We start from the raw sequence: 21,784 nt of genomic DNA, 5'->3' as shown, positions 1-21,784 counted from the left end.
ATGGATATATATAAACTACCTATATTTAAAGAAATGGAGCGAGAGTACAAGCGTGATTTTGGTATTGATATAATGGATTTTATTAAACCGAAAGCATTGGAGGTTGATTTTAAAGGGTTTGAGGAGAGACACTTAACTACAAAGCAACGAGAAGTACTTAAATCTATTGAAAAACATAGACAAACTAAAATAATCCTATCAGGTGGTATTGCTAGTGGTAAAACATTTCTAGCATGTTATCTATTCTTAAAAATACTGCTTACAAATAGGAATGTGTATAAAAAAAATACTAATAATTTTATAATAGGAAATTCCCAAAAATCATTAGAGGTTAATGTTATGAGTGAGTTAGAAGATATTGCTAGTATGCTTAAGATCCCCTTTAGGCCAAAATTTTCTAATACATCATATTTTGAAATAGACTCGCTAAGAGTTAATTTGTATGGAGGAGATAGGGCAAGTGATTTTGAGAGGTTTAGAGGCTCTAATTCAGCGCTTATTTACGTTAATGAAGCAACAACACTGCATAAGGAAACATTAATAGAATGTTTAAAAAGGCTTAGAGTAGGAATGCAAACCATTATATTTGATACCAATCCTGACAGCCCGGAGCATTTTTTTAAAACAGATTATATTGATAATACAGAAATTTACTCTACATATAACTTTACAACATATGATAATGAATTAATACCCGCGGAATTTATTAAAACCCAAGAAAAAATTTACAGGGACATTCCAACATATAAAGCAAGGGTACTACTTGGAGAATGGGTCGCATCCTGTGATGCGATATTTACTAATGTTAATCTTACAAGTAAGCATGAATTTATCTCCCCAATAGCATATTTAGATCCTGCATACAGTATTGGAGGAGATAATACAGCTATTTGTGTTCTAGAGCGAGTAGATCAAAGTTATTATGCGTTTATATTTCAAGAAAAGTTACCAGTAGGTGATCCTAAGATGTTAAATACAATTAAAACTATACTTACAAATCTTAATGTACACAAACTATATGTTGAAGATAGGGATGATATTTCTGGGCATGGGAATGTGACTAAAACGTTTCTTAAACTTAGAGCGGGTATGAGTCATAATTTTAAAATTGCTCCAATTAAACCTATAAGTAATAAATTTACTAGAATTGCTACGTTAATAGAGCCATTTGCAACATCTAAACTTAGTATTATGGATTATTCAAGTAAGTCAGCTATATCTGATATTTATAAGTATAAAGGAGATGGTAAGAGTGATGATGATTCATTAGATAGCCTGTCAGCATCATATATGTTATTGACTTTGGGTGCTCGTTCTCTTAAAGCACATTTTACTAAAATAAGGTTCCTATAACACTTAAAATATTATATAATAATTACATAAGGAGTGTTTTTATGGGACTTGCTCAACCTGTTATTACTCAACAAATGGTTATAGCTGAACTTACTAAAGCCGGTATTAAGAGAGATATCGCTATTGATCTGTCTTACAGATATTATAAAAATGAACTGACTTACAAAGATATTGAATTCTTAAAAGAAAACTTTGATATAAAGTTGAAACATTTAGAAGATGGGATTAGTAGTGTTAAGGATGAACTTAATACCAAAATAGATACTGTTGAGAATAACTTTAACCTTAAACTTGAAAAAGTCGAAGCTCTTTTACAATCTGAGATTAAATCTGTCAAAATTGAACTTGATAACAAGATTGATAACAAATTTAATGAACTTGATAACAAAATAGATACAGTTGAAAATAATCTTAACACTAAAATTGATACCAAATTTAATGAACTTGATACTAAGATTGATGTTAACAAAATGGAGCTTGATAGTAAACTTGATAAAACTGCATCTGAACTTAAGAGTACATTAAGACTTCATGGTTGGATGTTTGGTACTCTTATTACTCTTAATATAGGAATATTTTTAGCATTAATGTCATTATTAGTAAAGTAAATTTATTTATCTAAAGCCCCCCTTATTTAATTGACTTTCTGTCAATTATTTTTTTTAGTCATTTTTTTACAAAAATTATTTAAATTTTGTTAGAAACAATTAGTTTTTGTCAATTGTTGCGTTATATTTTCTCCATATATTTATGGTTAAAAGTTAAAGATATCATGATTTCAAATAGCAATATAAACGCAAGAGACTTATACCGTTACTCAATATTTTTTAGAAACTACATTTCAAATGTAGCAGAGGACACTCTTAAGAATGGAATTACCTTAAATAGTATTGATACTGCTTTTAATGTTAATGATGCTTTAGAAACCTTAAAAATAGAGTTGAAAGAAGCGTTATTGCAGTGTTTAATTAGTTACCGTTTTAATGGTGTTGGATACATTTTAGTTAAAACTGCTGACGTGCTGGAAGATTTACACTTAAGCGTGAACCTAGAACTTCCTATTGGGTTTATGTATCTTGACTATAACAATGTTCGTGATGAGGGGCCTGACTTTAATTATATAACATACACTTTCAAAATAAATACAGATGAGAAGATATCTTATAGAGAGTTGAAGATTCATAAGAGTAGGGTAATCATACACTCTAATTATGATTATATACTTAAAGCCTACAGTCCATGTTATACGCAAAGCTTTTTGCTTAATATATATCTTTTTGAACAAATATATAAAGAAATAGAGAGGAGAATAGAGCAACATAACTTTTTATTTTACAAGGATGAATCATTAGTAGCATTACAAGATGCACTGAGTGATGTTACGACTTCATTAGAGCTTTTAACTAAGGGCGTTAATTATAAGCCAAGTATATTTTCTAACCTGTTTAAAAGCAATGTAGATGAAAATCAAAATCATATAAGCACATTTAAGAGTGTAAATAGCGATTTAGAGCGAGAGCTTACACGGCTTAAATCTAACTTAAATAATAATGGTATTTTTTACAGTGGAACACCAGATGCTTCACTGGAGGTTATTAAGTATGATTTAACCTATTTAAAGGAAGCATTAACCTTAGTAAAGGCAAAGATAGGTGCTGACACAAAAGAGCCATTAACTAGAAGTTTTAATGAGCAAACCAAGGGGCTTGGAAATGATGGGAAAGGGGATAGGTCTAATTATTATGACTTTTTAAAAAGTGTTCAAGAACAAATTGAAGTTACTATTAATAGTAAACTTGTTAAGTATTTCAATCTTAAGATGCATTTTAATTCACTGTATGTGCTAAGTGAAGAAGAAAAAATAGAGAGAGATATGAGATTACTTGAAATGTATGACAAGTATGTAGCTTTAATGCTACATCCTGCCTTAAGTACAGTTGATAAGGCAAATTTACAAGACAGATTATTTATAAAAATAAAAGGAGATTAATATGGAAGTAGAGAAGACAAATGACTCTGTAAAGACCGCTACTGATACAGAATCAGTAAGTAAAACACCGGTTATGGTGAGTATAAGTGCTGCTGAATATGAAGAATATAAAGCGTATAAAGCAACAAAAGAATCTGATAATAAGGCTTTAAGTATTAATGAGCGTGTATCAAAAGAACTTGCTGAGGTTCAGGAGCGTGCATTATTACAAGATAAACTCTTAAAGGAAGCAACACGTATCAATGAGATTGATACACTTGCAAGTAAATACTTAAGTAATCACTTTAATAAAGAGGCATTACTCTCTAAAGGATATTCACTTGATGAGATACTCTTAGCCCAAAGCCGAGAGCTTGTTCGAAAATATGTATTACCTGAAGAGATAAAAGCTATAGCTAAGGTTGAATCAACAGAACATCTTGAAGGAAAGATATTGGAACAGCTTTTAGATTTGGCAAAGGTGAATATAAAACATAGAAAGCGTAATGTGAGTATGAGTGATGTTTCTTCTAAAAATGGGAGTGTTAAATTTAGAGAGACAATATCAATCTCAGATCCAAATTTCAGACCAATTAATCGAAGTGAGATTACAGAAGGTATGATACAGTTTCATATAAATAAACAAAAACAGACTTCCGAAAGAATAAACAAACGCAGTGCTTAAGGGGAGGTTAGTGTGTCTAATAATATCACGCAACTTAAAAAAGAATATGAAGATAAACTTAAAGAAATCAAAGCATTAATGAAGAATCCTAGTAGTGACTTAGCTACTTTTAGTAACAATACTGATTTTAGAGATAAGAATTTACATTTTAGTAATTCTGGTGGAACTAGTACAAGTTCAGATACTGTAATTGTTAACTATCCAATTAAGGGATATCCATACAAGAGAGGAGTAAAGTTATCTTTTGAAGGTGACTTTGAACCTCGTGTTGAAGCTGGGGGTGGTGATGACCTTTTTGGTATATGCATTAATATAGATGATTTTACACAAAGGGCAACAGTAGTACCAATTACGGAATATTTTGAAGGGTACTTAGTAGTAAAAAAGGATAGTCAATCTTCAATTAATGCTGGAGATAAATTGTCCTTCAATACAAATGGTGAACTTGAAAAGGCTAGTACTTCAAATAACACTAAAGTGAATGCAATAGCTTTATCAAAAGCATACAAATTAAATGATAGTCTCTACATAATAAATGTTAGTGTATTTGGAAATAGGGCATTGAAGGGTAGTTAATGAGTTCTGTAAGTGAAAAAATAACTACTTCTAGCGGTATTAAAGGTAATAAAGAAGTTCAAGACAGTGATACTTTGCATTCAGATTATGAATTAGAGAGTCAAATGGCAAATTCAGAGCAAATAGAATTTTTAAAAACACTAGATGTAGAAACATTAAATACTCTAGATACTCTAGAGGATGTAGAATCATTGAGAATAAGTAGTCAGCCTAAAAGCCGCAGCAAAAGACATACACCTGCACAAGTAGCGTCACTTGAGACTCAATACAGAGATGCAATCCTAAAGCTTAGACAATACACTAAGAATCAACATGAAGATAGGGCTTTATTTAGTGGTTTTGAGAATGGATTTCAAGATAAGATGAAAATTATTGATTCTAATGCCCTCTCAATATCTAGTAGTGTTGACATTATAGGAAAGTATCCATATAAAGGATGGCCATTCAAGCGTGCTGTTAAGCTTTCAGTAGAGAGTGATACTGTTTATGTCATACCAAATGGGATGCATGTGTTAATAAAAATCCTACAACGTTAGCAAATGGAGTTAAGGCTAACTCAACTATTAACTTTAAAGCACATCTATTTAAGCTTGATTACCTTAAAATACAATACAGATTTAGACATTTAAAGCAAACTGCTGAAGGATTTTATCAAGATAATGATTATGTAGGTAGTGTAAGTAATAATTTATTGCCTTTCAAAGAAGCATTTAAGCTTACAAGTGATGAGATTATCAAGATTATCGATCATTTTATCTTAACCGGTACTGTCACAGTAAAAAAGATGGTAGGAGTCAAAAAGTATTACTTCCTAATATGTACGGGCTACTTAATATGCCAAATCAAGTTAAAGAAGAAGTTGAGGCTTCTAATAAAGATAAAATGGATAAGATCTTTGAAAAAAATAAAGTCAGGACTTGCAAAATTAGAGCTAGGAGAAAGAATTCTCAACACCTATGGTGGTATTAGTTGACCCATTAACAAGTTTGAAACTTGTTGAACCATATGCAATACCAAGTACGTCCTCATCATCTAATGTTTATTCTTCAACTGTTTCATGGGAAGATTTCCTTATTAAGACCATAAAGGCTGTTAATAATAGAAGAGAAGTATATATACAGACAAGTCATTTACTAAAAAACCAGATACTCATTTATCCAATGAGTCCAAAATTACTAAAGTTAAAACTAAGTAGATATACGTTACCAATTCTAAATAGACAAATTGATAAGGACTCAACTGATATTGCACATTCATACCTTGATTTTGTACTTGGTGGGCTCTTAGCAACAGACAATACTATTTTGAGAGTTGATATTAAGCAAAGTTAATTATTAGTAGGAGAGGAGTAGATATGTCAGGAGAGCTTCAAACACTTCATAGTAAAGTCTTAAGTTTACTTAACTTAAATGAAGAAATATTATCATTTACACAGTTTGAAACTTACACAGAACTACTTGAAATGATAATAATAACTAAAGGAATTAATGCTCGTGTGATTAGCTCCTCCCATCTGATACTATTGCTTTGTTACTATATAGGCTGCAGGCTAAGTCAAGCAGGGATGATACGTGAATTTGGTCTTGAGAGGATCAAAAATGAAAAGCTAAATGAACTTGAAATTTCATATCACCCTGCTAGTAATGAGACTAATACTACTTTAAGTTTTTGTAGACAGTTTGAATCTTTACTTAGTTCTCTAAAAAGCCAAACAAACATACCCTCTTGTTGTTTAGGATTTATAAGGTGATGAGTAGCATTAGAGATAGACTTTCAAAGTTAGCATCAAGAGTAATCTCTTATTTTAAGAATGAAGAGACTTTAAAACTTTATAAAGGAACCTATGCTTACCTGGAGAATTTAGCCTCGCATGATATAACTTTCAATAAGAATAACTCAAGTGAGTTTAAGGGAGTACTCTTTAGTATAAAAGCTGACACGCTTGCAAGCGTTCCTGAAATTAATCTTTATGATATAAAATCACTTCACAAACTTTATACTACGTCCAATTTGGATTTTGAACTTAAAGATAGAATTTCAGATGAAAGTACATTTTATGAAATTCTAAGTATCGACTCTAGTGTTGGCTATCTTACTATGATTTTGAAGGAAGTAGAATGGAAGTAGAGATTGGTTGGTTTGATAAACGAAATGCTAAAATTGCAAGTCTTCATGAGATGGGTAGTAGCAAATTGCCTTTAAGGTCACATCTTTATGCTGTTGCTGATAATTATAAATTTAGAGAGTATATAAATACACCTTATATAAAGGCATGTTTTCTTCAAAGTCCAAAGAAAGGAATGCAAGCTATAGCAGAAGCATTTATTACTTATTACACAAATTATGTCATATCCGGTAAGGTAAAACCATCACTCTCTAGTAAGACAATTGCTTCTAAGAGAGATAAAGGTTCTCCTCATCCAGAAGTTGCTCTGGTTGATACTGGGGAGATGATAAATTCTATTAGCTATAGGATAAATGAGTGATATTAAGTACACAGAACATACACAAAAGCTTAATCTCTTATTTTAAAATTTTTAAAGAACGTATCTCTAAATTAGAGATAAAGTTAGATTTAATTAATACATACAATCATCCATACATGTCTAAATACACTATTCAATGTGAAAACATTATTGCAATTAAATTTGAAAATATGGACGATCTAACGTTAGGCTCAAGAGCTGGTGCATTTTACAAAAATGTAAATGAGTTTAGTTTGCATTTTCAAATATTCATTTTAAGTCAGGTTATAAACTCTAAAGACAAGGATGCTTATTACACCATGTTTCAAATTTATAGTCTACTTAGCGATTTTATTTACGAGAATACTTGTAAGTTAACACTAGAACAAGAAGAAGATGATAAATACTCAATTAGGGTCAACTTATATATTTACCCTACAACAAATATGCAAAACAGTGGACTTGTTAAAATTGATTCTAATTATAGCAACGCTGCATATTGTTGCAGTCAAGCTTTTAAAGCTAATGTACAAGTAATAGAACAACTAATTAGGGAGGAGAAGTGAATGCCGCAAGATACAATTAGTGTGAATTTGGCACATTCTAGATTAGATATAAATTATGTAAATTACTACGCGCCTTTACTTGTTTACAAATGTGCCAAAATTAAAGTTAACACCACAACACCCAAGGTAAAAATATTAAACTTAAATATAAATAACTTTGAGAGACAGATTGATGCACTTGAGAAAGAAGGTAGTAATGGAGAGGATGAATTTGGTAAGGAAAAGGAGTACTTAAAGAGCGCAATACAAGCATTCTTTTCTTCAGGTGATGCTGGACTTAAATCAGTTAAACTACTTATATATAAAGAAGGCACTGAAGCAAAGGCAATTAAGACAGAGCTTAGAGATAATAGATATACATTTATTGTACTTATAAACACCTATGCAAGTAACAGTGATGGTGGTGATGGACTTACTATTTACAAGGATGATTATACACATTTTAAAGACGATAAGCACTTTTTCGTATTTGCAACTAAAGAATCTGAAATCAAAGAACTATTTAAAAATGGTAGTAACTCTAAAGAAAAAATTATTGTTATCCACTCTAAAGGTGATGAGAACCTTCATTTGCGGTTTATATCTAAATACTTACATGAAGCTAGTATATTTCAAGCTGCTAATCCTTATGGACTCAAACTTAGCGGCATGGAGCCTATTACTGATGATGATACAATTTCTAAACTTAGAGGGGCAAATATTAACTTCTACTCACTTCTTAATGAAACTGGTCTTGATGGTGTTAAAGCTTTCAAAGAAGGAGTAACTCTTTCAGGCACTCCTATTGATGAACTCTTCACTTACCATTATATCAAATATGAATTTACATCAGAGCTTATTAGAGTATGGAATTTTAATGGTAGACAAAATAGTAAATTATCAAAACTGCAACTCTCAGGAGAGCGAGATAATGCTTACAGTGCAGCTATTGAATGTATGCTTAAACGTTTCATTGATGGAGGTCTAATTGTTGCGTACTCTAAGCTTAAGATTCAAGTATCATCAACACCTCAGCTAAAGCTTTTATTATCCGTAGAGATTACTTATAACCACTCTATGAACGCCGTTCTTTTAAACATTACAGCACAAGATATACAAAATTATCTAAATAGCTTAAAGGAGACTTAAACAATGACACAATGTTATGATTTAAGAAACATAGTTTTTTCAATTGGCGGGCATGAGATTCAAAGCGGTAAGTTAGAACTTACAAGTGAACCTACAACAAGAGCGGTAGCTAGCAGTGAAGATAGAGGGTTTCCCATAGTTAGCTTTAGAGACCCTAGAACCATTGTTTTTATATTCAATATTGAGGTTTCAATTGGAACTTATGATTACAAACTGCTAACAAAGCTTTCAAAAGACCAATTCTATAACATGTCCAAAAGTAAAAATGAAAGAATGTTAGATTTAGTATTCAATGACTTGGAAGACATCAAAATCATATCTAACTCTGCATTTTTTGCAGAAGAACCTTCAAGAAGCTACTCTGCTGAGGCTGAAAAGGTTACTTTTGAGATAAGAGCAGTTGGATGCACAGTTGATAATTAAATTTAATAATTAAGGAGGATTTGTGATTACACGTTACAAAATGAATATTTTAACTAAAGACAAAACACATACATTTGAAGTAAGAGTACTTCCTGTCTACAAGTGGGACTCTATATTAGGATTTTCACAAAGTGAAGGCATACATAAACTAAATGAAATTAAATATTTAAGCGAAATTACCAATTTAATGATTAAACCTGGCTTTTTAGATGAATTTTACTTTATTTTAAATGAAAATAGAGAGTACATTACTTACTATAAAGAATATCTTCAAGCCATACTTTACTCAATTCAGTTTGATACATTCAAATCAGATCCTGACTTTAAGAGACCAAATTTAGTTTACTTAAGTCATTATCTAAATAATACTAGTGGCTTTATACAATTTGATTACATTGATGATAGTTGGAATTATGAAGAGATAATACAAAATATCAAAATATAGAAGGTATTTAAAACTTATGAAAAGCAGTAGTAATGAATATATACAAGTATTACATGAAACTAAGCTTGAATATTTTAAGCTACTTGAAGAGATAAAACAAAACAAATATTTCTTTCCAATTATCATGGGTGTTTGCACTTTAAATGACGTAAAAACACTAAATTATAAAGATTTAATGGAAGTTAACAAAATATCTGAACTTAAACTTGAAAAGCAAATATTTGAAATGTTCCTTAGTAAAGGTGTATTATGAATGATACAAAATTTACAATTAAATTTAAAGGTGTACTTGATCACGCATTAACTCGCAAATCTTTAGAACAAGATATAGCCAAACTAGAACGTTTAATTAAACCTAAGCGATCACATCTAAAGAGTACTAGGGATATATTAAAACACAATTTATATGAGAAGAAACGTGAACTAGCCAAACAAAAAAAATATGAACGTTTAAGGGAAAGTGTAGAAAAGTTTAGACTTACTAAGACTAAAAAACTCATTAAGCTTGGATACACATTTGAAGACGCTAGGCGAAAAGCATTCAAGCATTCCTTAATGTCAACTAAAGAGCGAAGACGACTAGAATATGAAGATTTGAAACGTGGGGGGCACAAAGCAACAACACTTAACAAAACCGTTCAAAGTAGTATTCTTAAAGGCGCTAGTATTTTAAAAATCGCTGCTGGGACTGCTCTTGGAAATGCTGTTAGTAGTGGTGCTTCGGGAATATTTAGTTATGCTAAGAAATCTTTAGAAGAAAATGCAAAATTAAGTAAAACACATGCAATTACTTCAAAAGTATTTACAACAGGTGAGAAGAAATCATTAAGTCACATGCTTAAAGGATTTTCCGGTTTTGAAAGGGATTTAGAGAGAGAAGATTTCCTAAACTTGGCTGGGATAATTAGAAAAGAACTCGAATTTTTAGGTCAAAACAATGACAATAATCTTAAAAAGGCAGTAGAATTTGCTGCAAAGCTTAAATCTACTGGGGTTGTTGATGATACTAACTCGGCTATTGCAGCAGTAGTAGAATTCTTGCAAGGTAAAAGCGGTCCTCTCTATGACATTATGAGCTCATTTAAAGAGTTTACTGGTAAATATAATGAACGAGCCGCAATGGAATATGACATACTAGCACCAGGCCAGGCCCTTGATTACAGAAGTCATAAACTAAAGGAAGTAATTAACGATTGGAACTCACTTAAATTTCCTACTTACTCAAGCTCGACAGAAGAGGCTAAAAGTAGCTTAGAAAAGCTTAATGACACAGGTTCAAAACTTACTGCCAAGGTATTAGAACCGTTAGTTACTTCTTTAAACAAAATACTCGATTGGGCTTTAACGTTTAATTTTCAAACACATGTTATTAACCCCTTAATAGACGGGTTTAAAAGTTTTTTCGGTGACATTAACGAATGGCTTATAAAACTTGGCAAGAGAACTTTAAAATTAATACTGCCTAGTAAAATATACAGATTGGTATTTGGCAGCGAACCTGCAACAGATAAAAGTCATTCACCACTCTTAAGTACTGATACTGAAGCAAAATTAGAAACAGACGCAAGTATAAAAACACCAAGGTAAATATATGATATCACAATTTACAACTGATTTTACTTATAAATACAAAGACACAGCACCCCTAAAGGCAACCCTAGACCCTTTAAATCTTACACCATCACAAATAACAAATATCCTTAAAGAAACATTCAATGAAATCTCTACCGTGTTTATGGCATATAATTTCTTAAGTTTATGTCCAAGGATGGACTTTAAAGGACTTGGATATGTCCCTCAAGGGTTCTTCATTTTACCTAAAAGTGAACTAATTAGCACAACTTACACCACAACATGTTCAAAACATCCTGTAATTGACTATTACACACGTAAAGCTGAATATGTAAGCTACAATCCAACTTTTACTGGCGAAGTTATCACACTAAATAATGCTGTATTAACTAGTGCTTATAAGGAACTGCTTAATTTTTCAACTAATACGGCTTTTGGAAAGTTAATTTTTCCTCATACTAGTAATTTAGCAAAACAACAACTGGTTAACAGAGTTGAAGAGAGTGTACCATTTAGCCTCTACAGCCCAACTCTAGGGTTTAGAAGCATAGTTGCAATTACATCTCTTACCCTTAAAGACACAGTATACCTTGATGAGGTTGAAATTAGTCTCACATTAGAAGTTCTTAAAACATTTAATGTATATAAAGGATAAGGAAATGGAAGAAAGGCTTATCAAATACGACTTTAAAATCGAATTTTATAACATAAGTCAAACTAGCACATCAGAAGAAAAACCTAAAATCATAATTAAAACTGAAGACGGTATACACATTGACATATCAATATCTGATATTTACTCAAGCAATAATTATGTGTGTGCAAAGAGAAGCAAGCTAAGTCTTTGGAACTTATCTCTTGATTTTACTCGTAATGTAAATGAAGGAGATATTGTAAAGATATTTTATAAAAAATTCGCAGACTCTAGAGATTATGATTTTATTATGTCAGGGTATTTAGGTGTTCCTATGAGTACTGATTATGATAGTGGTGATTTTAGTGTTGATCTTGAAGTTCATTTGGCAACAAAAAGTAATTACTTCAATAGCAAACTTGACATAAATCAATTTCAAGGCATGAGTGTAGAGAATGCCATCTCTATAGCATTTCCTAATAGACATATAATCAATATGAGTTATGCTGATAGAACAAAAATTATAACTGAAAGTTTTTGTGCAAATACTCCTCTTGAGTTTATTGAAAAGATAACTAAAAAGTATGTTCAAAGTGTTAGGACAGATATTGCACCTAAAGATCACAGACAACTTATTAAAGAATCAGCTCTCAGGCACACTCATGTTGAGTGTAATTATATCTTTACTAACGCCACACCTGAAGCTAAAGATACAAATTATATCTTTCTTGAAGATTTTGGTCTTCACTTTATCCCGCAACAAGAGATTGCTATTGGAAGTACCCGCAATATAAGACTTATATATTGGAATGCCAAGATTATGTATACACACAAACTAAAAGTTGGTGATAGGGTCAAATTTCTAGATTCGCTGGGGAGTGAAGTTAAGAGTAGCATTATAGAGACTAGTGCTGCTTTAAGCAATACTGGTGAGTGCTCACTTACCTTGAAGCTTTATGATGACTCTAATTATTTAAATATCAAAGGAGAAGCTCGATAACTTATGAACTTGAATTATGAAATATACAGAATGAACAGCCAAATGAAAGGTTCAGCACTAACACAAGAAGAGATAAAACTATGGACTTACAGAAATATTTTTATCTCTAAGCTAGGAATAATTAAATCTTTTAACTCCTCTACACAAGAAGGTGTCGTTTTACTCTCTGGAGAGACAGATTTAGAGATTAAAACACGCAATATATCAAATATGCACTTTACTCTTAAAGAAGGTGAGAGTGTTATCCTTCTTCAAAGTAGTATTAACCTTTTTAATGAGGATGATGATAATTATTTTGATAAAAACTATTTCTATATTCTAAGGCCTATTAATATGCAAAATGCTACTATCAAAGTTAATGACTTTACAATTGACATACAAAATCCCATAGACATTAAAGCTAATAATACAAGTCTAAGAGCAGTGCTGGAAGAGATTGTATCTTGTCTATACAATTTAAGGGTTACTGGACAATCAGTAGTTGAACCTAGTTTTTATAGTAATCTTACAAAGATTACAAGTAAAATAAATATGTTACTTAAATAGGTTTTTGTTAAATTAAGCAATATACTTGCTACCTTGAGGGTTAAAAATTGGATTTACAGATTGACAATCAATTTAATTCTGTCTTTAAACAAGACTTAGCATTAACTAATGGAATAAATGAACAAAAGCAACGTTTATTTATTTTCCTTAAAACTCCAAAGGGTAGTATTAAAAATGCTCCTCATTGGGGATTTGACTATGATCTTGCAGCAAGATTTGCTAAGACAAGCTCTTTAACACAAATTAAAACTTACCTTTCAAATATCATACAAGACCTAAGGATTGATGCTATAAACATTGAAACAACTATTATAAATAAAAAATTAAACATTACATTTGAATTTGCAAACGACACTTTGAATATGGAGATTAAAATATGAGTATTCTCTTTGATCCTGACTTTGGAACTTTAAAACAGGATATCCAACAAATAATTAATACCAAACGTGAATATTTAAGAGACACGTATGGAATTATAATTAATAATGACCCTACATCCATTTACAATATAATTGCAAACTCACTTGCAATAAAAGAATATGAACTAATAGGTGAGGTTAACAAATTATTTTCTCTTCTTAAACCAGATTCTCCTTATTGGAAGGAGATACAAAAACATATAAGCATTAAAAGTACTACCTATGATGCTATAAAAAGTGCATTACTAAATCTTAATGGAATTAGAAATGTCAATATTAAAAGCACAGCTGGTAAGGCTAGTATTTACCTAATATTAGATGACTCGATGATGAATAAAGAGAAGAGTCAAATTACAGACTCCAATCTTAAAGCATTAATTTGGGAGACACTTTATCTTACATGTCCTGTTGGTACTGTTTTTGAAGGCGATATTCTCATAGATGGAATTAATAGCCAAAATCAAAAAATTGATTACAAAGTATCAATTGGAAAACGCAAATACGCATATCTTAAGAGTAAATACAAAGTCAATCTTGAGAATCATATATACTTGAACATTGACTTTAAAATTAGAGAAATTTATACTCGAATTAAAAATAATAACTACACAGATATGGGAATAAGTTTTGAATATCAAGATTTCTTCGCTCCTGTTAATGAAATTAAAGGTGTTCATTGCATTGATGTTTCTGTTGCCATAAAAGATAACCTGGACGTAAAAATTACTGATATTAATACAAGCGAATTCAAGCAAAATGAGAATATTAAAATTGAAGCAAATGAAATTCTCGATCTAAATTTTAATGCTGATAGGTTGCTAATTGATATCTCTTCATAAAAAAAGGATAGATTATGGTAAATATACCGACATTTCTTAAAGACACTCAAGTTGAAAAAATTATAAATACTGAATTAGCATTTATAAATAAAATCATCAAAGAAATTAAAGATCTTATTGCTAATTTCGAAGATATTAATGCTAGTGAGCACCTAAATTCAAGATTCATAGCGTTTTGGTTATCTGATATACTACAAATTATTTACTCAACAAACCAAACACTTGAAACACTTGCTAAAAATATTGATAGTGTACTATTTGCTTTGCGTCATATTGGAACCCATGAATCATTTATAAAACTATTTAAGGCTTTTCTTAATGTTGATATTGTTCCTACTACTCTAGAGCCTGGTGTTATTAACATCAAACTTAAAAGTCATATTAAAACTAATGTTATCGTATTTATTGTAGGTAGTACTCCAAAAAACTCCCCATATAAAAAAATTATCTTTAGAACTAAAAAAAATGGGCAAATCTTTAAAAAAGCTTGGACTATGACCTTGCTTCCTAAAGGATATGAGCATTCAATTTATGCACTTATTAAAAAACTGATCCCTATTGGAAGAGTACTCAAGATACAAGACCATGAGGGTCAATATATAAAAGAATTTAAAGGATAATAGTTAAGGAGATTTTATGTCAAGTCAAGAACCTGAAGGTATTGTAAAACACGATGATACAATTGAGATTAAAAATCTTAATAAATTAACCAAGCTTAAACCCACTGACCTTTTGGTCCTAGATGATGGGTTTTCTAGTTGTCATGCTATTACTCTTGATAACTTCCATAAGGACTTACATACAAAAATATTCCTAGATGATGGTGATCGAAAGAATGATTTCAAACAAGTTATCAAAACACTAATTGCTAATGAATTGCTAAGCGACACCAATTTTATAAACCAAGTTTATAGTCAAGTACTTACCAAATTTTTAAAAGATGACTCTAGTAGTATTTCACAGACATATAATAAAGTTATAGAAAAACTTAAAAATAATGAATCTAGTGTTATGGACACTATTATAAGTAAAGTTACAAGTAAGTTTGAATCTAACTTGCCTGAAGATAATTTAAGCAAAAGTCATTACTTTATAGGACTTTATTACTCTAGTTTAAAAAAATTCCAGTACAAGAATATCTAACTGGTATTAGTAACAGCTTTAGTACAAGTAGTACTACTACAATAAGAGCAACTAGTTATAATAGTGACGGGTTTTATAGAAACACTGTGTACATGTCTAGTTTAAAATATGGACGTTATGTCTTTGACCTTGGGTCCACAGCTACATCTAACAATGAAGAAATTATTATACAAACAGACAGTTCATATGATGATAGTCCCATATATTTAATTGTCAAAGTTACTGCAAGATCTAATTCAACTTCACAATCTGATAAAGAAGTAAGCATAAAATATAGCTATTCTTCAAAACGAACTATCTTTAAGCTTTCAAGTGTACATGGCGGTACAGGTTTTGATGCCAATATTCTAGAAGGTTGGTATATGCAAAAGAATGTGAGTGGCGTTCCTTTACTCGTGAAGCTATAATTTTTATTTGTATTTTTTAGTTTTGTTTTTGCTATATTGATATATAGTTGTAGCTACCAATTTAAATGAGAGGAGACATAAAGTTGAATGAAGTTGAGAATAATGTATTAAATTTTTTACTTCAACTGATTAACATCAATGAAGTGAAGTTAGTTATTATTGGTGCCTTTATCTTAAGTCTTGGACTGATCTTCAAGCCAGCAATCAAAGATATACTAACTATTTTAGCTAGTAAGATAAAAAAACAAGGTAAAGACACAGATAAAGGAGAGGACTTATGAAATTAAGCACTGCTAAATTAAGTGTTGATATTTTAAATAACTTTACCGAAATTATTAAAAGTAATCACCACGGTAAAAATACTGCCACTTATATCAATATTTTTACTAAAGTGGTTAATTACTTTTACGTTCTATATGAAGCTAGCATATATCAAATAGAAGGGAGGGAAGCTATTAAACTACTACGTGAAATTGAGGAGATACTAAGGATTAACATTGAAATCATAGAAAATGCTGATGATCACGATGAGCTTACAAAATACACATCACAACTTAGAGCTAAACGTAACAAGATAATGAGCACTTACATCAAAATGCTAAAGGAGGCATAATTTGAGTAAACTTATAAAACTAACCCTTTTAACAGTTATCTTTTCATGTACATCTATTGCGTCACTAACAGAGGAGCCAACACCTCCTAAAACCCAAACTATTAAAGAACTAAGTGTATATGAAGCTAAGTTATCTGATTATGTTATGTACTTACAAGTATTCTTAACTAGAACAAAGAAAAAGGTTAATGACCCAAAGTATCCTAAGTTTACTTACTTTGATACATCAACACTGAAATCTGAGAGTACAATTGATGATTTAATGTTTAATATCAATCTGTTTAAAGAATATATTAGTATAATTAAACCCATTGCCCAAATGGTGTACAAAAGATATTCAAAATTACAAAATTAAATAAATAAAAAAGATAAGCCCTCACCTAAGGGCTTATCTTTTAAAATAAATGGAATAGAGGTCCTGTTTACTCACATAGATACCCAAAATTATTATCACTAGCTATATATCCAAATAATTTGAGTGGACTCTGGCCATATTTTGGCTCTCTATATGTTAAAAATTTAGAAAAACCTTCAATTACTTCTGGATCAGACTCTGTTCTCTTTAAATAATTATTTATAAGCTCAGTCCAATACTTTATAGTTTTAAGCTCTGGTTTGGTTTCAAAAAACTTGAGTATACTCGAATCATCATCATTCTTTAATTGTATTAAAAACTTATCTATCATTTCTAAACTATCAAAAGGTGCATCATCTAATACCGAATGCATCCTTTTAGATGCTTGAAGCAATTTCTTGTAATAATGATACTTAGCGGGTATACGTTTAGGAAGTTTATCAAGACTAATTACAGATTTATGACTTACAGGTGGCTGTTTTGTTTCACCTTTAGTTACTCTTTTAGTATTAATATCTTTATCTTTATTTAAAGAATTTACAGGTGAAACATCCACACTACTAACTCTTTCTCCATTAGCTTCTTGAACATGCTCTAAGGAACTAGCATCAGTGTCAACTTCACTCTCAATTGAAAGATAAGCAACAAGTGCATACCGTTTAAAATAAGTTATTGCTGAGCCCACAAGTTGAGGCAAAGTGTTTTGATTCTTTGATGATACAGATGACAGTTCTTCTGTATAAATTGGAGTATCAAATGACTCAGAATAGCCACTGTTTGGGCTATAAAATGTTGTTGTAATAACATTAATTGTACCATCTCCCAAAAGTTTAACGGTTGGAAGTTGAACAAAATCAATATCTAAATTATTGGTCTTTATAACGTTCTTAATCTCTCTTATTATCTCATTAAAGTCTTGATACTTATATCCATACCCATTAAGATTTTTATCAACACCACTTAAATTCATACGTAGACTGTAGAGAGACTTTAGAAAGTTTATCTTTGCTTGATTTTCATTTGTTACTGAATTTTGATTATTTACTCTTATATCTGTTACTTTTCTTGCTGTCTGTTTACTCTGTTTTTTAACTGCTCTGCGCATTCTAGTTTTTGTATTTATAATATTTTTTGTCATATTTAACTCCTCACTTATTAGGTTTTATAAATAAAATATTATAGCAAAAACTATTTTTTGTCAATATTTTAATAAAAAATATTATAGAATTGAATTATCGATATAGAGAATAAAAACTTAAGTCTTTGTTATCGTTTTTTTTTTTTGAAAAAACGATAACAAAGACTTAAAATCTTTGAAAAACACCTAATAAAATCGGAGTCTATATACAAATAGACCTCAACAATATCATTACTATATATTAAATCCAAAATAATGTCAATTTATTCACTCTTTTATTGCTCAATATCATTATTCTTTTCCAAAAAAATTCATTATTTTAATGAGTTTATCTTTTCCCTTAAAACTTCAAAATTAGAATTATCATTGTGAAGTAAAATGAAATCCACAGCTTCTTCAATAAACCCCTTATTAAAAACCTCCTTATACTTAGCCTCTTAAACTATTAAATTTTTTCATAAACTCTTCAAGTAAATCTTTTTTGTCTTTAAAAAGTTCATCCATTAAGAAACTTGTAAACTTAGCATTTTGCTTATAAAAATCGTAACTATCTTGATTCTTAAGCTGAAATCTTAATGGCTTTATTGGATTTTGTCTTGACTTTTTAATAGTATCACTATTTGTATTTCTTATAAGAAGAAGCGAATTTTGAATCCCATTCTGAATTATGTATTCTTCACTAAGCACCCCCTCGCTTATAGCCGCAGCCATCCTTATGTATCCATATACCTGAGTTCTAGCCAAGTTAAATTCTGATATAAAATCTGAAAAAGTTTTATATCCGTCTTGCAAATAAAGTTCTTTATCATTAATTTCTTTTAAAATCTTCATGGTAATTATTTTCGCATGTATTTCGTCTTTTAAATTAATCATTAACTTACGCTTTAATTCCCTGAAATATTCTAGTGATGAATTCTGTTCATCTACAATAGTACTAGTATTAACTGAATTCAGTATTGCATTTGTATTATTCCCCTCAACCAACACATTAATATCATTAGATAAATTGCGTCTTTGAACTTGCAAATCTAACTTTTTACTCATAGTGACTCCTTTCAAATTGTGCGTTGCAACGCACAATTATATGTTTGTTAAAATTCAACTTTTGATAAGAAAACATTCATAGCATTTTGATATTCACATATATAGTCTTTTCCTAAATCAAAATTACTACTCTCAGCTATTCTTCTGTTTAAATCTTCTCTTTCTGATACAATGCCTAAGAAATTAGGCATTATTTCTAATTGCTTTAATAATTCTTTATGTGTAAGATTGTGTTTAAATCTAGTTACAATCAAAAAAATAGGTAATTTTAAATTATACTTATTTATGTAAGCAGATAATAAATCAAAACTTTCAATTGTCCATCTCTCGGCTGTCATTGGCACTATTATATAATCAGTGGATATTAAAGCTAATCTTAAAGTAAAACCTAAACAAGGATTGGTATCAATAACTATATAGTCATAAATACCTTTTAAATAAGATATTTGTTTTTTCAATTTTAAATCACCCAATGCAAAAGTCCTATTACAATTAACACATTCATACTTCTCATTAAGAGAATATAAGCTCATATAACTAGGTATTATGTCTAAATTAGAATTGATATTAACTATTGAATTATTAATATCAATTTTTTCTATTAAAACTTCGTGTATATTAATATTGGGAATTGATATATTTTGCCCTATTATTGCATTAAAATAATAACTAGTAACTGAAGCCTGGGTATCCATATCGATTAAAAGTACTTTATATTTTTGAGCCAATAGTGTTGCAAATATAATTGAACTTGTACTTTTTCCAACACCACCTTTAATGTTTGTAATAGTAATTATTTTAAGGTTTTTTCTATCCATTTGGTAATTATCCCTCCTTCTGGTAATTTTTTACCATAAAATTCACATACTTCTTTTTCTAGTTTTGAAATATTTTCAATTAAAGATTGATAATATTTTGTATCTAATTTATCTTTCCTAATTAAACGAGATATCCCTTTAAGATAACAAAATACACTTCCTTTTTTAAATCTAAATTCTATGTAATAAACCTTTGAAAATGAGGTTGTTTTAACGATTCCATTTTCCTCATACTTTTTTACAATATTCTGTATTGGTTTCCTATAACCGTAATAAATACCTAAAAATTTATCATCTCCTTTTATAGAAAATAAATTAAAAGGTGTTATTTTTGCTTGATTAAATAGTCCTCTAAATGAAATAAAGAATTTATCCTTTTGTCTTTCATCAACTCCAAATGAATAGAAATCATTCATTATCTTGGTGTGATACATTGTTTTGTTATCAACTTTCTCTATTTTTGTAAAAAGATCTCTGCTTTTCAATTTATCCTTAATTTCTAATTTTTTATCTTTAAGGCGTTCTAACACACTCTCCATAACTAATCCTTAACTAGTAACTTTTTTAGATTCTCCTAATTGTAAATAATCTTTATTATCTTCCATTAACTCTAAAAGTTCATAGTAGTAATGGTTACTAAATACCTTGTCATATTCTAATTTGTTCTGTTTGCTTAAATAATTCTTTAATATTGGTACCAAAACCGATATGTCCACTTTATGTTTTAATTGTTCAAGAAGTATGCTAAATACGTTATTCCTAATGTCTCTTTCACTTTCTTTCACGTTTTTATTAGCACATTCAACTGTTTTTTTAAGTTTTTCTATTATCTTCTTTAAATCACTGTATTTATCTCTTTCTATGATAAAGTGGGGTTTGTTTTTATATTGTTCATACACGTTTTGTATTTGGATCTCTAATTGTTTATTGTCATATCCTTCATTCTCTAGATTAGCTTTTATCTCATCTAGTATCTTACTTAATTCTTTTTGTTTATTCTTAAGCTTACTGTTATTTGGTTTAATATCATTTATTCTTCTATACCCACTATTTTCAGCTATTTTAATGGCTTTAAATGATTGAATTTTAAAATCTTTGTCCGCTTCTAAATTCAAAATAGAGAGGAAAGCATTTGATTTAAAATTACATTTCTTAGCGTACTTCTCTACTTGTAATTTTTCTATAGTTTTTGTGTTGTTTTTATTTTCTTCTTTTTTATTATATTTATTATATAAACACGCCGCCTTTTCTACATTCTCCTTTTTATTACATCTTTTTTTAAGATAAATATTTACACGCTTTTGATATTTTTCTTCTTTTTTATCTCTAAAGTGTTTATTGATTATGCAATGACATTCTTTTTTAGAGTATTTAAGTTTGTAATGAATTTCAGTTCCCATGTTAACTCCCAAATGTTTGTGATAATTAATTGTGACACCTAATACTTTTTCTAATTTATAAAGATATTTTTGAAGTGTTTTAAGAGTAGTTTCTTTATGTCCATTGCGTCTTAGATTTCCATTAAAGTAATAAAGTATGTTGCTTTGAGTATATTTTTTAAGATTCAAGTTCACGTAATCTAATGTAGATATTAAAACTATTAATTTGTGTTGGTGTTTGTTGGTAGTCTTGTTTGTGCTTTTCAT

Annotated in this window: 33 protein-coding genes and 1 pseudogene; 28 read left to right on the top strand and 6 right to left on the bottom strand. The window is 29.8% G+C overall.

The features are described from left to right. From bpSLO_RS04530 to bpSLO_RS04395, 28 genes are all read left to right on the top strand, one after another. Positions 1-1,353, top strand: a complete 1,353-nt coding sequence (locus tag bpSLO_RS04530) for a PBSX family phage terminase large subunit (protein WP_246989841.1) — start codon at positions 1-3, stop codon at positions 1,351-1,353. 41 nt (positions 1,354-1,394) lie between these two features. Next, positions 1,395-1,961, top strand: coding sequence for a Bdr family repetitive protein (bdr, locus tag bpSLO_RS04525; protein ID WP_246989839.1), 567 nt, complete (start codon positions 1,395-1,397; stop codon positions 1,959-1,961). A gap of 164 nt (positions 1,962-2,125) precedes the next feature. Next, positions 2,126-3,343, top strand: a complete 1,218-nt coding sequence (locus bpSLO_RS04520) for an anti-CBASS protein Acb1 family protein (protein WP_246989837.1) — start codon at positions 2,126-2,128, stop codon at positions 3,341-3,343. Between the two features lies 1 nt (position 3,344). Next, positions 3,345-4,007 (top strand): DUF1357 family protein, encoded by a 663-nt coding sequence (locus tag bpSLO_RS04515; protein ID WP_246989835.1) that lies wholly within the window; start codon positions 3,345-3,347, stop codon positions 4,005-4,007. Positions 4,008-4,019: 12 nt separating this feature from the next. After that, on the top strand, positions 4,020-4,583 hold the full coding sequence (locus tag bpSLO_RS04510) for a DUF228 domain-containing protein (protein WP_246989833.1): 564 nt from the start codon (positions 4,020-4,022) through the stop codon (positions 4,581-4,583). Further along, a complete protein-coding gene (locus bpSLO_RS04505; protein ID WP_246989830.1) occupies positions 4,583-5,119 on the top strand; it encodes a DUF228 domain-containing protein in 537 nt (178 codons plus the stop codon). The genes bpSLO_RS04510 and bpSLO_RS04505 overlap by 1 nt, the downstream gene beginning before the upstream one ends. A 155-nt stretch (positions 5,120-5,274) precedes the next feature. Further along, entirely contained in the window at positions 5,275-5,556 is a 282-nt protein-coding gene (locus bpSLO_RS04500; RefSeq protein ID WP_246989829.1) for a hypothetical protein, read from the top strand. After that, a complete protein-coding gene (locus tag bpSLO_RS04495; RefSeq protein WP_246989827.1) occupies positions 5,540-5,914 on the top strand; it encodes a hypothetical protein in 375 nt (124 codons plus the stop codon). The genes bpSLO_RS04500 and bpSLO_RS04495 overlap by 17 nt, the downstream gene beginning before the upstream one ends. 23 nt (positions 5,915-5,937) lie before the next feature. Continuing rightward, positions 5,938-6,333 carry a DUF3890 domain-containing protein gene (locus tag bpSLO_RS04490; RefSeq protein ID WP_025407623.1) on the top strand — a complete coding sequence of 132 codons (396 nt, stop codon included), beginning with the start codon at positions 5,938-5,940 and terminating at the stop codon, positions 6,331-6,333. Then, positions 6,333-6,710, top strand: a complete 378-nt coding sequence (locus bpSLO_RS04485; RefSeq protein ID WP_025407622.1) for a DUF1506 family protein — start codon at positions 6,333-6,335, stop codon at positions 6,708-6,710. The genes bpSLO_RS04490 and bpSLO_RS04485 overlap by 1 nt, the downstream gene beginning before the upstream one ends. Further along, positions 6,701-7,069 carry a hypothetical protein gene (locus tag bpSLO_RS04480; protein ID WP_025407621.1) on the top strand — a complete coding sequence of 123 codons (369 nt, stop codon included), beginning with the start codon at positions 6,701-6,703 and terminating at the stop codon, positions 7,067-7,069. Before bpSLO_RS04485 ends, bpSLO_RS04480 begins: the two co-directional genes overlap by 10 nt. Continuing rightward, on the top strand, positions 7,066-7,614 hold the full coding sequence (locus tag bpSLO_RS04475; RefSeq protein ID WP_051480059.1) for a DUF764 family protein: 549 nt from the start codon (positions 7,066-7,068) through the stop codon (positions 7,612-7,614). Before bpSLO_RS04480 ends, bpSLO_RS04475 begins: the two co-directional genes overlap by 4 nt. Next, positions 7,615-8,742, top strand: a complete 1,128-nt coding sequence (locus tag bpSLO_RS04470; RefSeq protein WP_025407620.1) for a DUF787 family protein — start codon at positions 7,615-7,617, stop codon at positions 8,740-8,742. A 3-nt stretch (positions 8,743-8,745) separates the two neighbouring features. Continuing rightward, positions 8,746-9,165, top strand: coding sequence for a DUF1463 family protein (locus bpSLO_RS04465; protein ID WP_025407619.1), 420 nt, complete (start codon positions 8,746-8,748; stop codon positions 9,163-9,165). Between the two features lie 22 nt (positions 9,166-9,187). Beyond that, positions 9,188-9,610: a DUF1473 family protein gene (locus tag bpSLO_RS04460; RefSeq protein ID WP_025407618.1), complete on the top strand. Its 423-nt coding sequence runs from the start codon at positions 9,188-9,190 to the stop codon at positions 9,608-9,610. 16 nt (positions 9,611-9,626) lie between these two features. After that, positions 9,627-9,863 carry a DUF1322 family protein gene (locus bpSLO_RS04455; protein WP_025407617.1) on the top strand — a complete coding sequence of 79 codons (237 nt, stop codon included), beginning with the start codon at positions 9,627-9,629 and terminating at the stop codon, positions 9,861-9,863. Next, on the top strand, positions 9,860-11,197 hold the full coding sequence (locus bpSLO_RS04450) for a DUF759 family protein (protein ID WP_246989874.1): 1,338 nt from the start codon (positions 9,860-9,862) through the stop codon (positions 11,195-11,197). The genes bpSLO_RS04455 and bpSLO_RS04450 overlap by 4 nt, the downstream gene beginning before the upstream one ends. 4 nt (positions 11,198-11,201) lie before the next feature. Continuing rightward, on the top strand, positions 11,202-11,837 hold the full coding sequence (locus bpSLO_RS04445; RefSeq protein ID WP_025407616.1) for a DUF792 family protein: 636 nt from the start codon (positions 11,202-11,204) through the stop codon (positions 11,835-11,837). A 4-nt stretch (positions 11,838-11,841) separates the two neighbouring features. Continuing rightward, entirely contained in the window at positions 11,842-12,816 is a 975-nt protein-coding gene (locus tag bpSLO_RS04440) for a DUF693 family protein (protein WP_041178816.1), read from the top strand. Positions 12,817-12,819: 3 nt separating this feature from the next. Further along, a complete protein-coding gene (locus bpSLO_RS04435) occupies positions 12,820-13,362 on the top strand; it encodes a DUF777 family protein (RefSeq protein WP_025407614.1) in 543 nt (180 codons plus the stop codon). 47 nt (positions 13,363-13,409) lie between these two features. Next, positions 13,410-13,742 (top strand): hypothetical protein, encoded by a 333-nt coding sequence (locus bpSLO_RS04430; RefSeq protein WP_025407613.1) that lies wholly within the window; start codon positions 13,410-13,412, stop codon positions 13,740-13,742. Continuing rightward, positions 13,739-14,620 carry a DUF276 domain-containing protein gene (locus bpSLO_RS04425; RefSeq protein ID WP_025407612.1) on the top strand — a complete coding sequence of 294 codons (882 nt, stop codon included), beginning with the start codon at positions 13,739-13,741 and terminating at the stop codon, positions 14,618-14,620. The genes bpSLO_RS04430 and bpSLO_RS04425 overlap by 4 nt, the downstream gene beginning before the upstream one ends. Positions 14,621-14,634: 14 nt before the next feature. Next, entirely contained in the window at positions 14,635-15,240 is a 606-nt protein-coding gene (locus bpSLO_RS04420) for a DUF735 family protein (RefSeq protein WP_025407611.1), read from the top strand. Between the two features lie 16 nt (positions 15,241-15,256). Then, positions 15,257-15,763, top strand: coding sequence for a DUF685 domain-containing protein (locus bpSLO_RS04415; protein WP_246989872.1), 507 nt, complete (start codon positions 15,257-15,259; stop codon positions 15,761-15,763). Positions 15,764-15,855: 92 nt separating this feature from the next. After that, positions 15,856-16,170, top strand: a complete 315-nt coding sequence (locus bpSLO_RS04410; RefSeq protein ID WP_246989870.1) for a DUF685 domain-containing protein — start codon at positions 15,856-15,858, stop codon at positions 16,168-16,170. Between the two features lie 65 nt (positions 16,171-16,235). After that, positions 16,236-16,451 carry a BlyA family holin gene (locus tag bpSLO_RS04405; protein ID WP_246989868.1) on the top strand — a complete coding sequence of 72 codons (216 nt, stop codon included), beginning with the start codon at positions 16,236-16,238 and terminating at the stop codon, positions 16,449-16,451. Continuing rightward, positions 16,448-16,783, top strand: a complete 336-nt coding sequence (locus bpSLO_RS04400; protein ID WP_025407643.1) for a BlyB family putative holin accessory protein — start codon at positions 16,448-16,450, stop codon at positions 16,781-16,783. The genes bpSLO_RS04405 and bpSLO_RS04400 overlap by 4 nt, the downstream gene beginning before the upstream one ends. 1 nt (position 16,784) lies before the next feature. Further along, entirely contained in the window at positions 16,785-17,138 is a 354-nt protein-coding gene (locus tag bpSLO_RS04395) for a BBA14 family lipoprotein (RefSeq protein WP_025407608.1), read from the top strand. 67 nt (positions 17,139-17,205) lie between these two features. Here the strand turns inward: bpSLO_RS04395 and bpSLO_RS04390 are convergent, their stop codons facing one another. The 6 genes and pseudogenes from bpSLO_RS04390 to bpSLO_RS04365 form a co-directional block, all read right to left on the bottom strand. Next, positions 17,206-18,276, bottom strand: a complete 1,071-nt coding sequence (locus bpSLO_RS04390; protein WP_246989866.1) for an ERF family protein — start codon at positions 18,274-18,276, stop codon at positions 17,206-17,208. Between the two features lie 317 nt (positions 18,277-18,593). Continuing rightward, positions 18,594-18,698: pseudogene (bdr, locus tag bpSLO_RS04385) on the bottom strand (Bdr family repetitive protein); the annotation flags it as partial. A gap of 7 nt (positions 18,699-18,705) precedes the next feature. After that, a complete protein-coding gene (locus bpSLO_RS04380) occupies positions 18,706-19,320 on the bottom strand; it encodes a chromosome replication/partitioning protein (protein ID WP_246989863.1) in 615 nt (204 codons plus the stop codon). 47 nt (positions 19,321-19,367) lie between these two features. Then, a complete protein-coding gene (locus bpSLO_RS04375) occupies positions 19,368-20,138 on the bottom strand; it encodes a ParA family protein (RefSeq protein WP_246989861.1) in 771 nt (256 codons plus the stop codon). Beyond that, a complete protein-coding gene (locus tag bpSLO_RS04370; RefSeq protein WP_246989859.1) occupies positions 20,114-20,677 on the bottom strand; it encodes a DUF226 domain-containing protein in 564 nt (187 codons plus the stop codon). Before bpSLO_RS04370 ends, bpSLO_RS04375 begins: the two co-directional genes overlap by 25 nt. 9 nt (positions 20,678-20,686) lie before the next feature. Further along, entirely contained in the window at positions 20,687-21,784 is a 1,098-nt protein-coding gene (locus tag bpSLO_RS04365; RefSeq protein ID WP_246989857.1) for a plasmid maintenance protein, read from the bottom strand.

It is taken from the genome of Borrelia parkeri, assembly GCF_023035815.1.
In the GTDB taxonomy this organism is placed as follows: domain Bacteria; phylum Spirochaetota; class Spirochaetia; order Borreliales; family Borreliaceae; genus Borrelia; species Borrelia parkeri.
Note: the sequence above shows the minus strand (reverse complement) of the source record. Positions and strands in the feature narration are given on the sequence as shown.

What these genes read in the sequence shown, in the direction of transcription:
- bpSLO_RS04530 (WP_246989841.1), top strand. Translation starts at nt 1, where the DNA reads ATGGATATATATAAACTACCTATATTTAAAGAAATGGAGCGAGAGTAC.
- bdr (WP_246989839.1), top strand. Translation starts at nt 1,395, where the DNA reads ATGGGACTTGCTCAACCTGTTATTACTCAACAAATGGTTATAGCTGAA.
- bpSLO_RS04520 (WP_246989837.1), top strand. Translation starts at nt 2,126, where the DNA reads ATGATTTCAAATAGCAATATAAACGCAAGAGACTTATACCGTTACTCA.
- bpSLO_RS04515 (WP_246989835.1), top strand. Translation starts at nt 3,345, where the DNA reads ATGGAAGTAGAGAAGACAAATGACTCTGTAAAGACCGCTACTGATACA.
- bpSLO_RS04505 (WP_246989830.1), top strand. Translation starts at nt 4,583, where the DNA reads ATGAGTTCTGTAAGTGAAAAAATAACTACTTCTAGCGGTATTAAAGGT.
- bpSLO_RS04495 (WP_246989827.1), top strand. Translation starts at nt 5,540, where the DNA reads ATGGTGGTATTAGTTGACCCATTAACAAGTTTGAAACTTGTTGAACCA.
- bpSLO_RS04490 (WP_025407623.1), top strand. Translation starts at nt 5,938, where the DNA reads ATGTCAGGAGAGCTTCAAACACTTCATAGTAAAGTCTTAAGTTTACTT.
- bpSLO_RS04485 (WP_025407622.1), top strand. Translation starts at nt 6,333, where the DNA reads ATGAGTAGCATTAGAGATAGACTTTCAAAGTTAGCATCAAGAGTAATC.
- bpSLO_RS04480 (WP_025407621.1), top strand. Translation starts at nt 6,701, where the DNA reads ATGGAAGTAGAGATTGGTTGGTTTGATAAACGAAATGCTAAAATTGCA.
- bpSLO_RS04470 (WP_025407620.1), top strand. Translation starts at nt 7,615, where the DNA reads ATGCCGCAAGATACAATTAGTGTGAATTTGGCACATTCTAGATTAGAT.
- bpSLO_RS04465 (WP_025407619.1), top strand. Translation starts at nt 8,746, where the DNA reads ATGACACAATGTTATGATTTAAGAAACATAGTTTTTTCAATTGGCGGG.
- bpSLO_RS04455 (WP_025407617.1), top strand. Translation starts at nt 9,627, where the DNA reads ATGAAAAGCAGTAGTAATGAATATATACAAGTATTACATGAAACTAAG.
- bpSLO_RS04450 (WP_246989874.1), top strand. Translation starts at nt 9,860, where the DNA reads ATGAATGATACAAAATTTACAATTAAATTTAAAGGTGTACTTGATCAC.
- bpSLO_RS04445 (WP_025407616.1), top strand. Translation starts at nt 11,202, where the DNA reads ATGATATCACAATTTACAACTGATTTTACTTATAAATACAAAGACACA.
- bpSLO_RS04440 (WP_041178816.1), top strand. Translation starts at nt 11,842, where the DNA reads ATGGAAGAAAGGCTTATCAAATACGACTTTAAAATCGAATTTTATAAC.
- bpSLO_RS04435 (WP_025407614.1), top strand. Translation starts at nt 12,820, where the DNA reads ATGAACTTGAATTATGAAATATACAGAATGAACAGCCAAATGAAAGGT.
- bpSLO_RS04425 (WP_025407612.1), top strand. Translation starts at nt 13,739, where the DNA reads ATGAGTATTCTCTTTGATCCTGACTTTGGAACTTTAAAACAGGATATC.
- bpSLO_RS04420 (WP_025407611.1), top strand. Translation starts at nt 14,635, where the DNA reads ATGGTAAATATACCGACATTTCTTAAAGACACTCAAGTTGAAAAAATT.
- bpSLO_RS04415 (WP_246989872.1), top strand. Translation starts at nt 15,257, where the DNA reads ATGTCAAGTCAAGAACCTGAAGGTATTGTAAAACACGATGATACAATT.
- bpSLO_RS04410 (WP_246989870.1), top strand. Translation starts at nt 15,856, where the DNA reads ATGTCTAGTTTAAAATATGGACGTTATGTCTTTGACCTTGGGTCCACA.
- bpSLO_RS04405 (WP_246989868.1), top strand. Translation starts at nt 16,236, where the DNA reads ATGAGAGGAGACATAAAGTTGAATGAAGTTGAGAATAATGTATTAAAT.
- bpSLO_RS04400 (WP_025407643.1), top strand. Translation starts at nt 16,448, where the DNA reads ATGAAATTAAGCACTGCTAAATTAAGTGTTGATATTTTAAATAACTTT.
- bpSLO_RS04390 (WP_246989866.1), bottom strand. Translation starts at nt 18,276, where the DNA reads ATGACAAAAAATATTATAAATACAAAAACTAGAATGCGCAGAGCAGTT.
- bpSLO_RS04380 (WP_246989863.1), bottom strand. Translation starts at nt 19,320, where the DNA reads ATGAGTAAAAAGTTAGATTTGCAAGTTCAAAGACGCAATTTATCTAAT.
- bpSLO_RS04375 (WP_246989861.1), bottom strand. Translation starts at nt 20,138, where the DNA reads ATGGATAGAAAAAACCTTAAAATAATTACTATTACAAACATTAAAGGT.
- bpSLO_RS04370 (WP_246989859.1), bottom strand. Translation starts at nt 20,677, where the DNA reads ATGGAGAGTGTGTTAGAACGCCTTAAAGATAAAAAATTAGAAATTAAG.
- bpSLO_RS04365 (WP_246989857.1), bottom strand. Translation starts at nt 21,784, where the DNA reads ATGAAAAGCACAAACAAGACTACCAACAAACACCAACACAAATTAATA.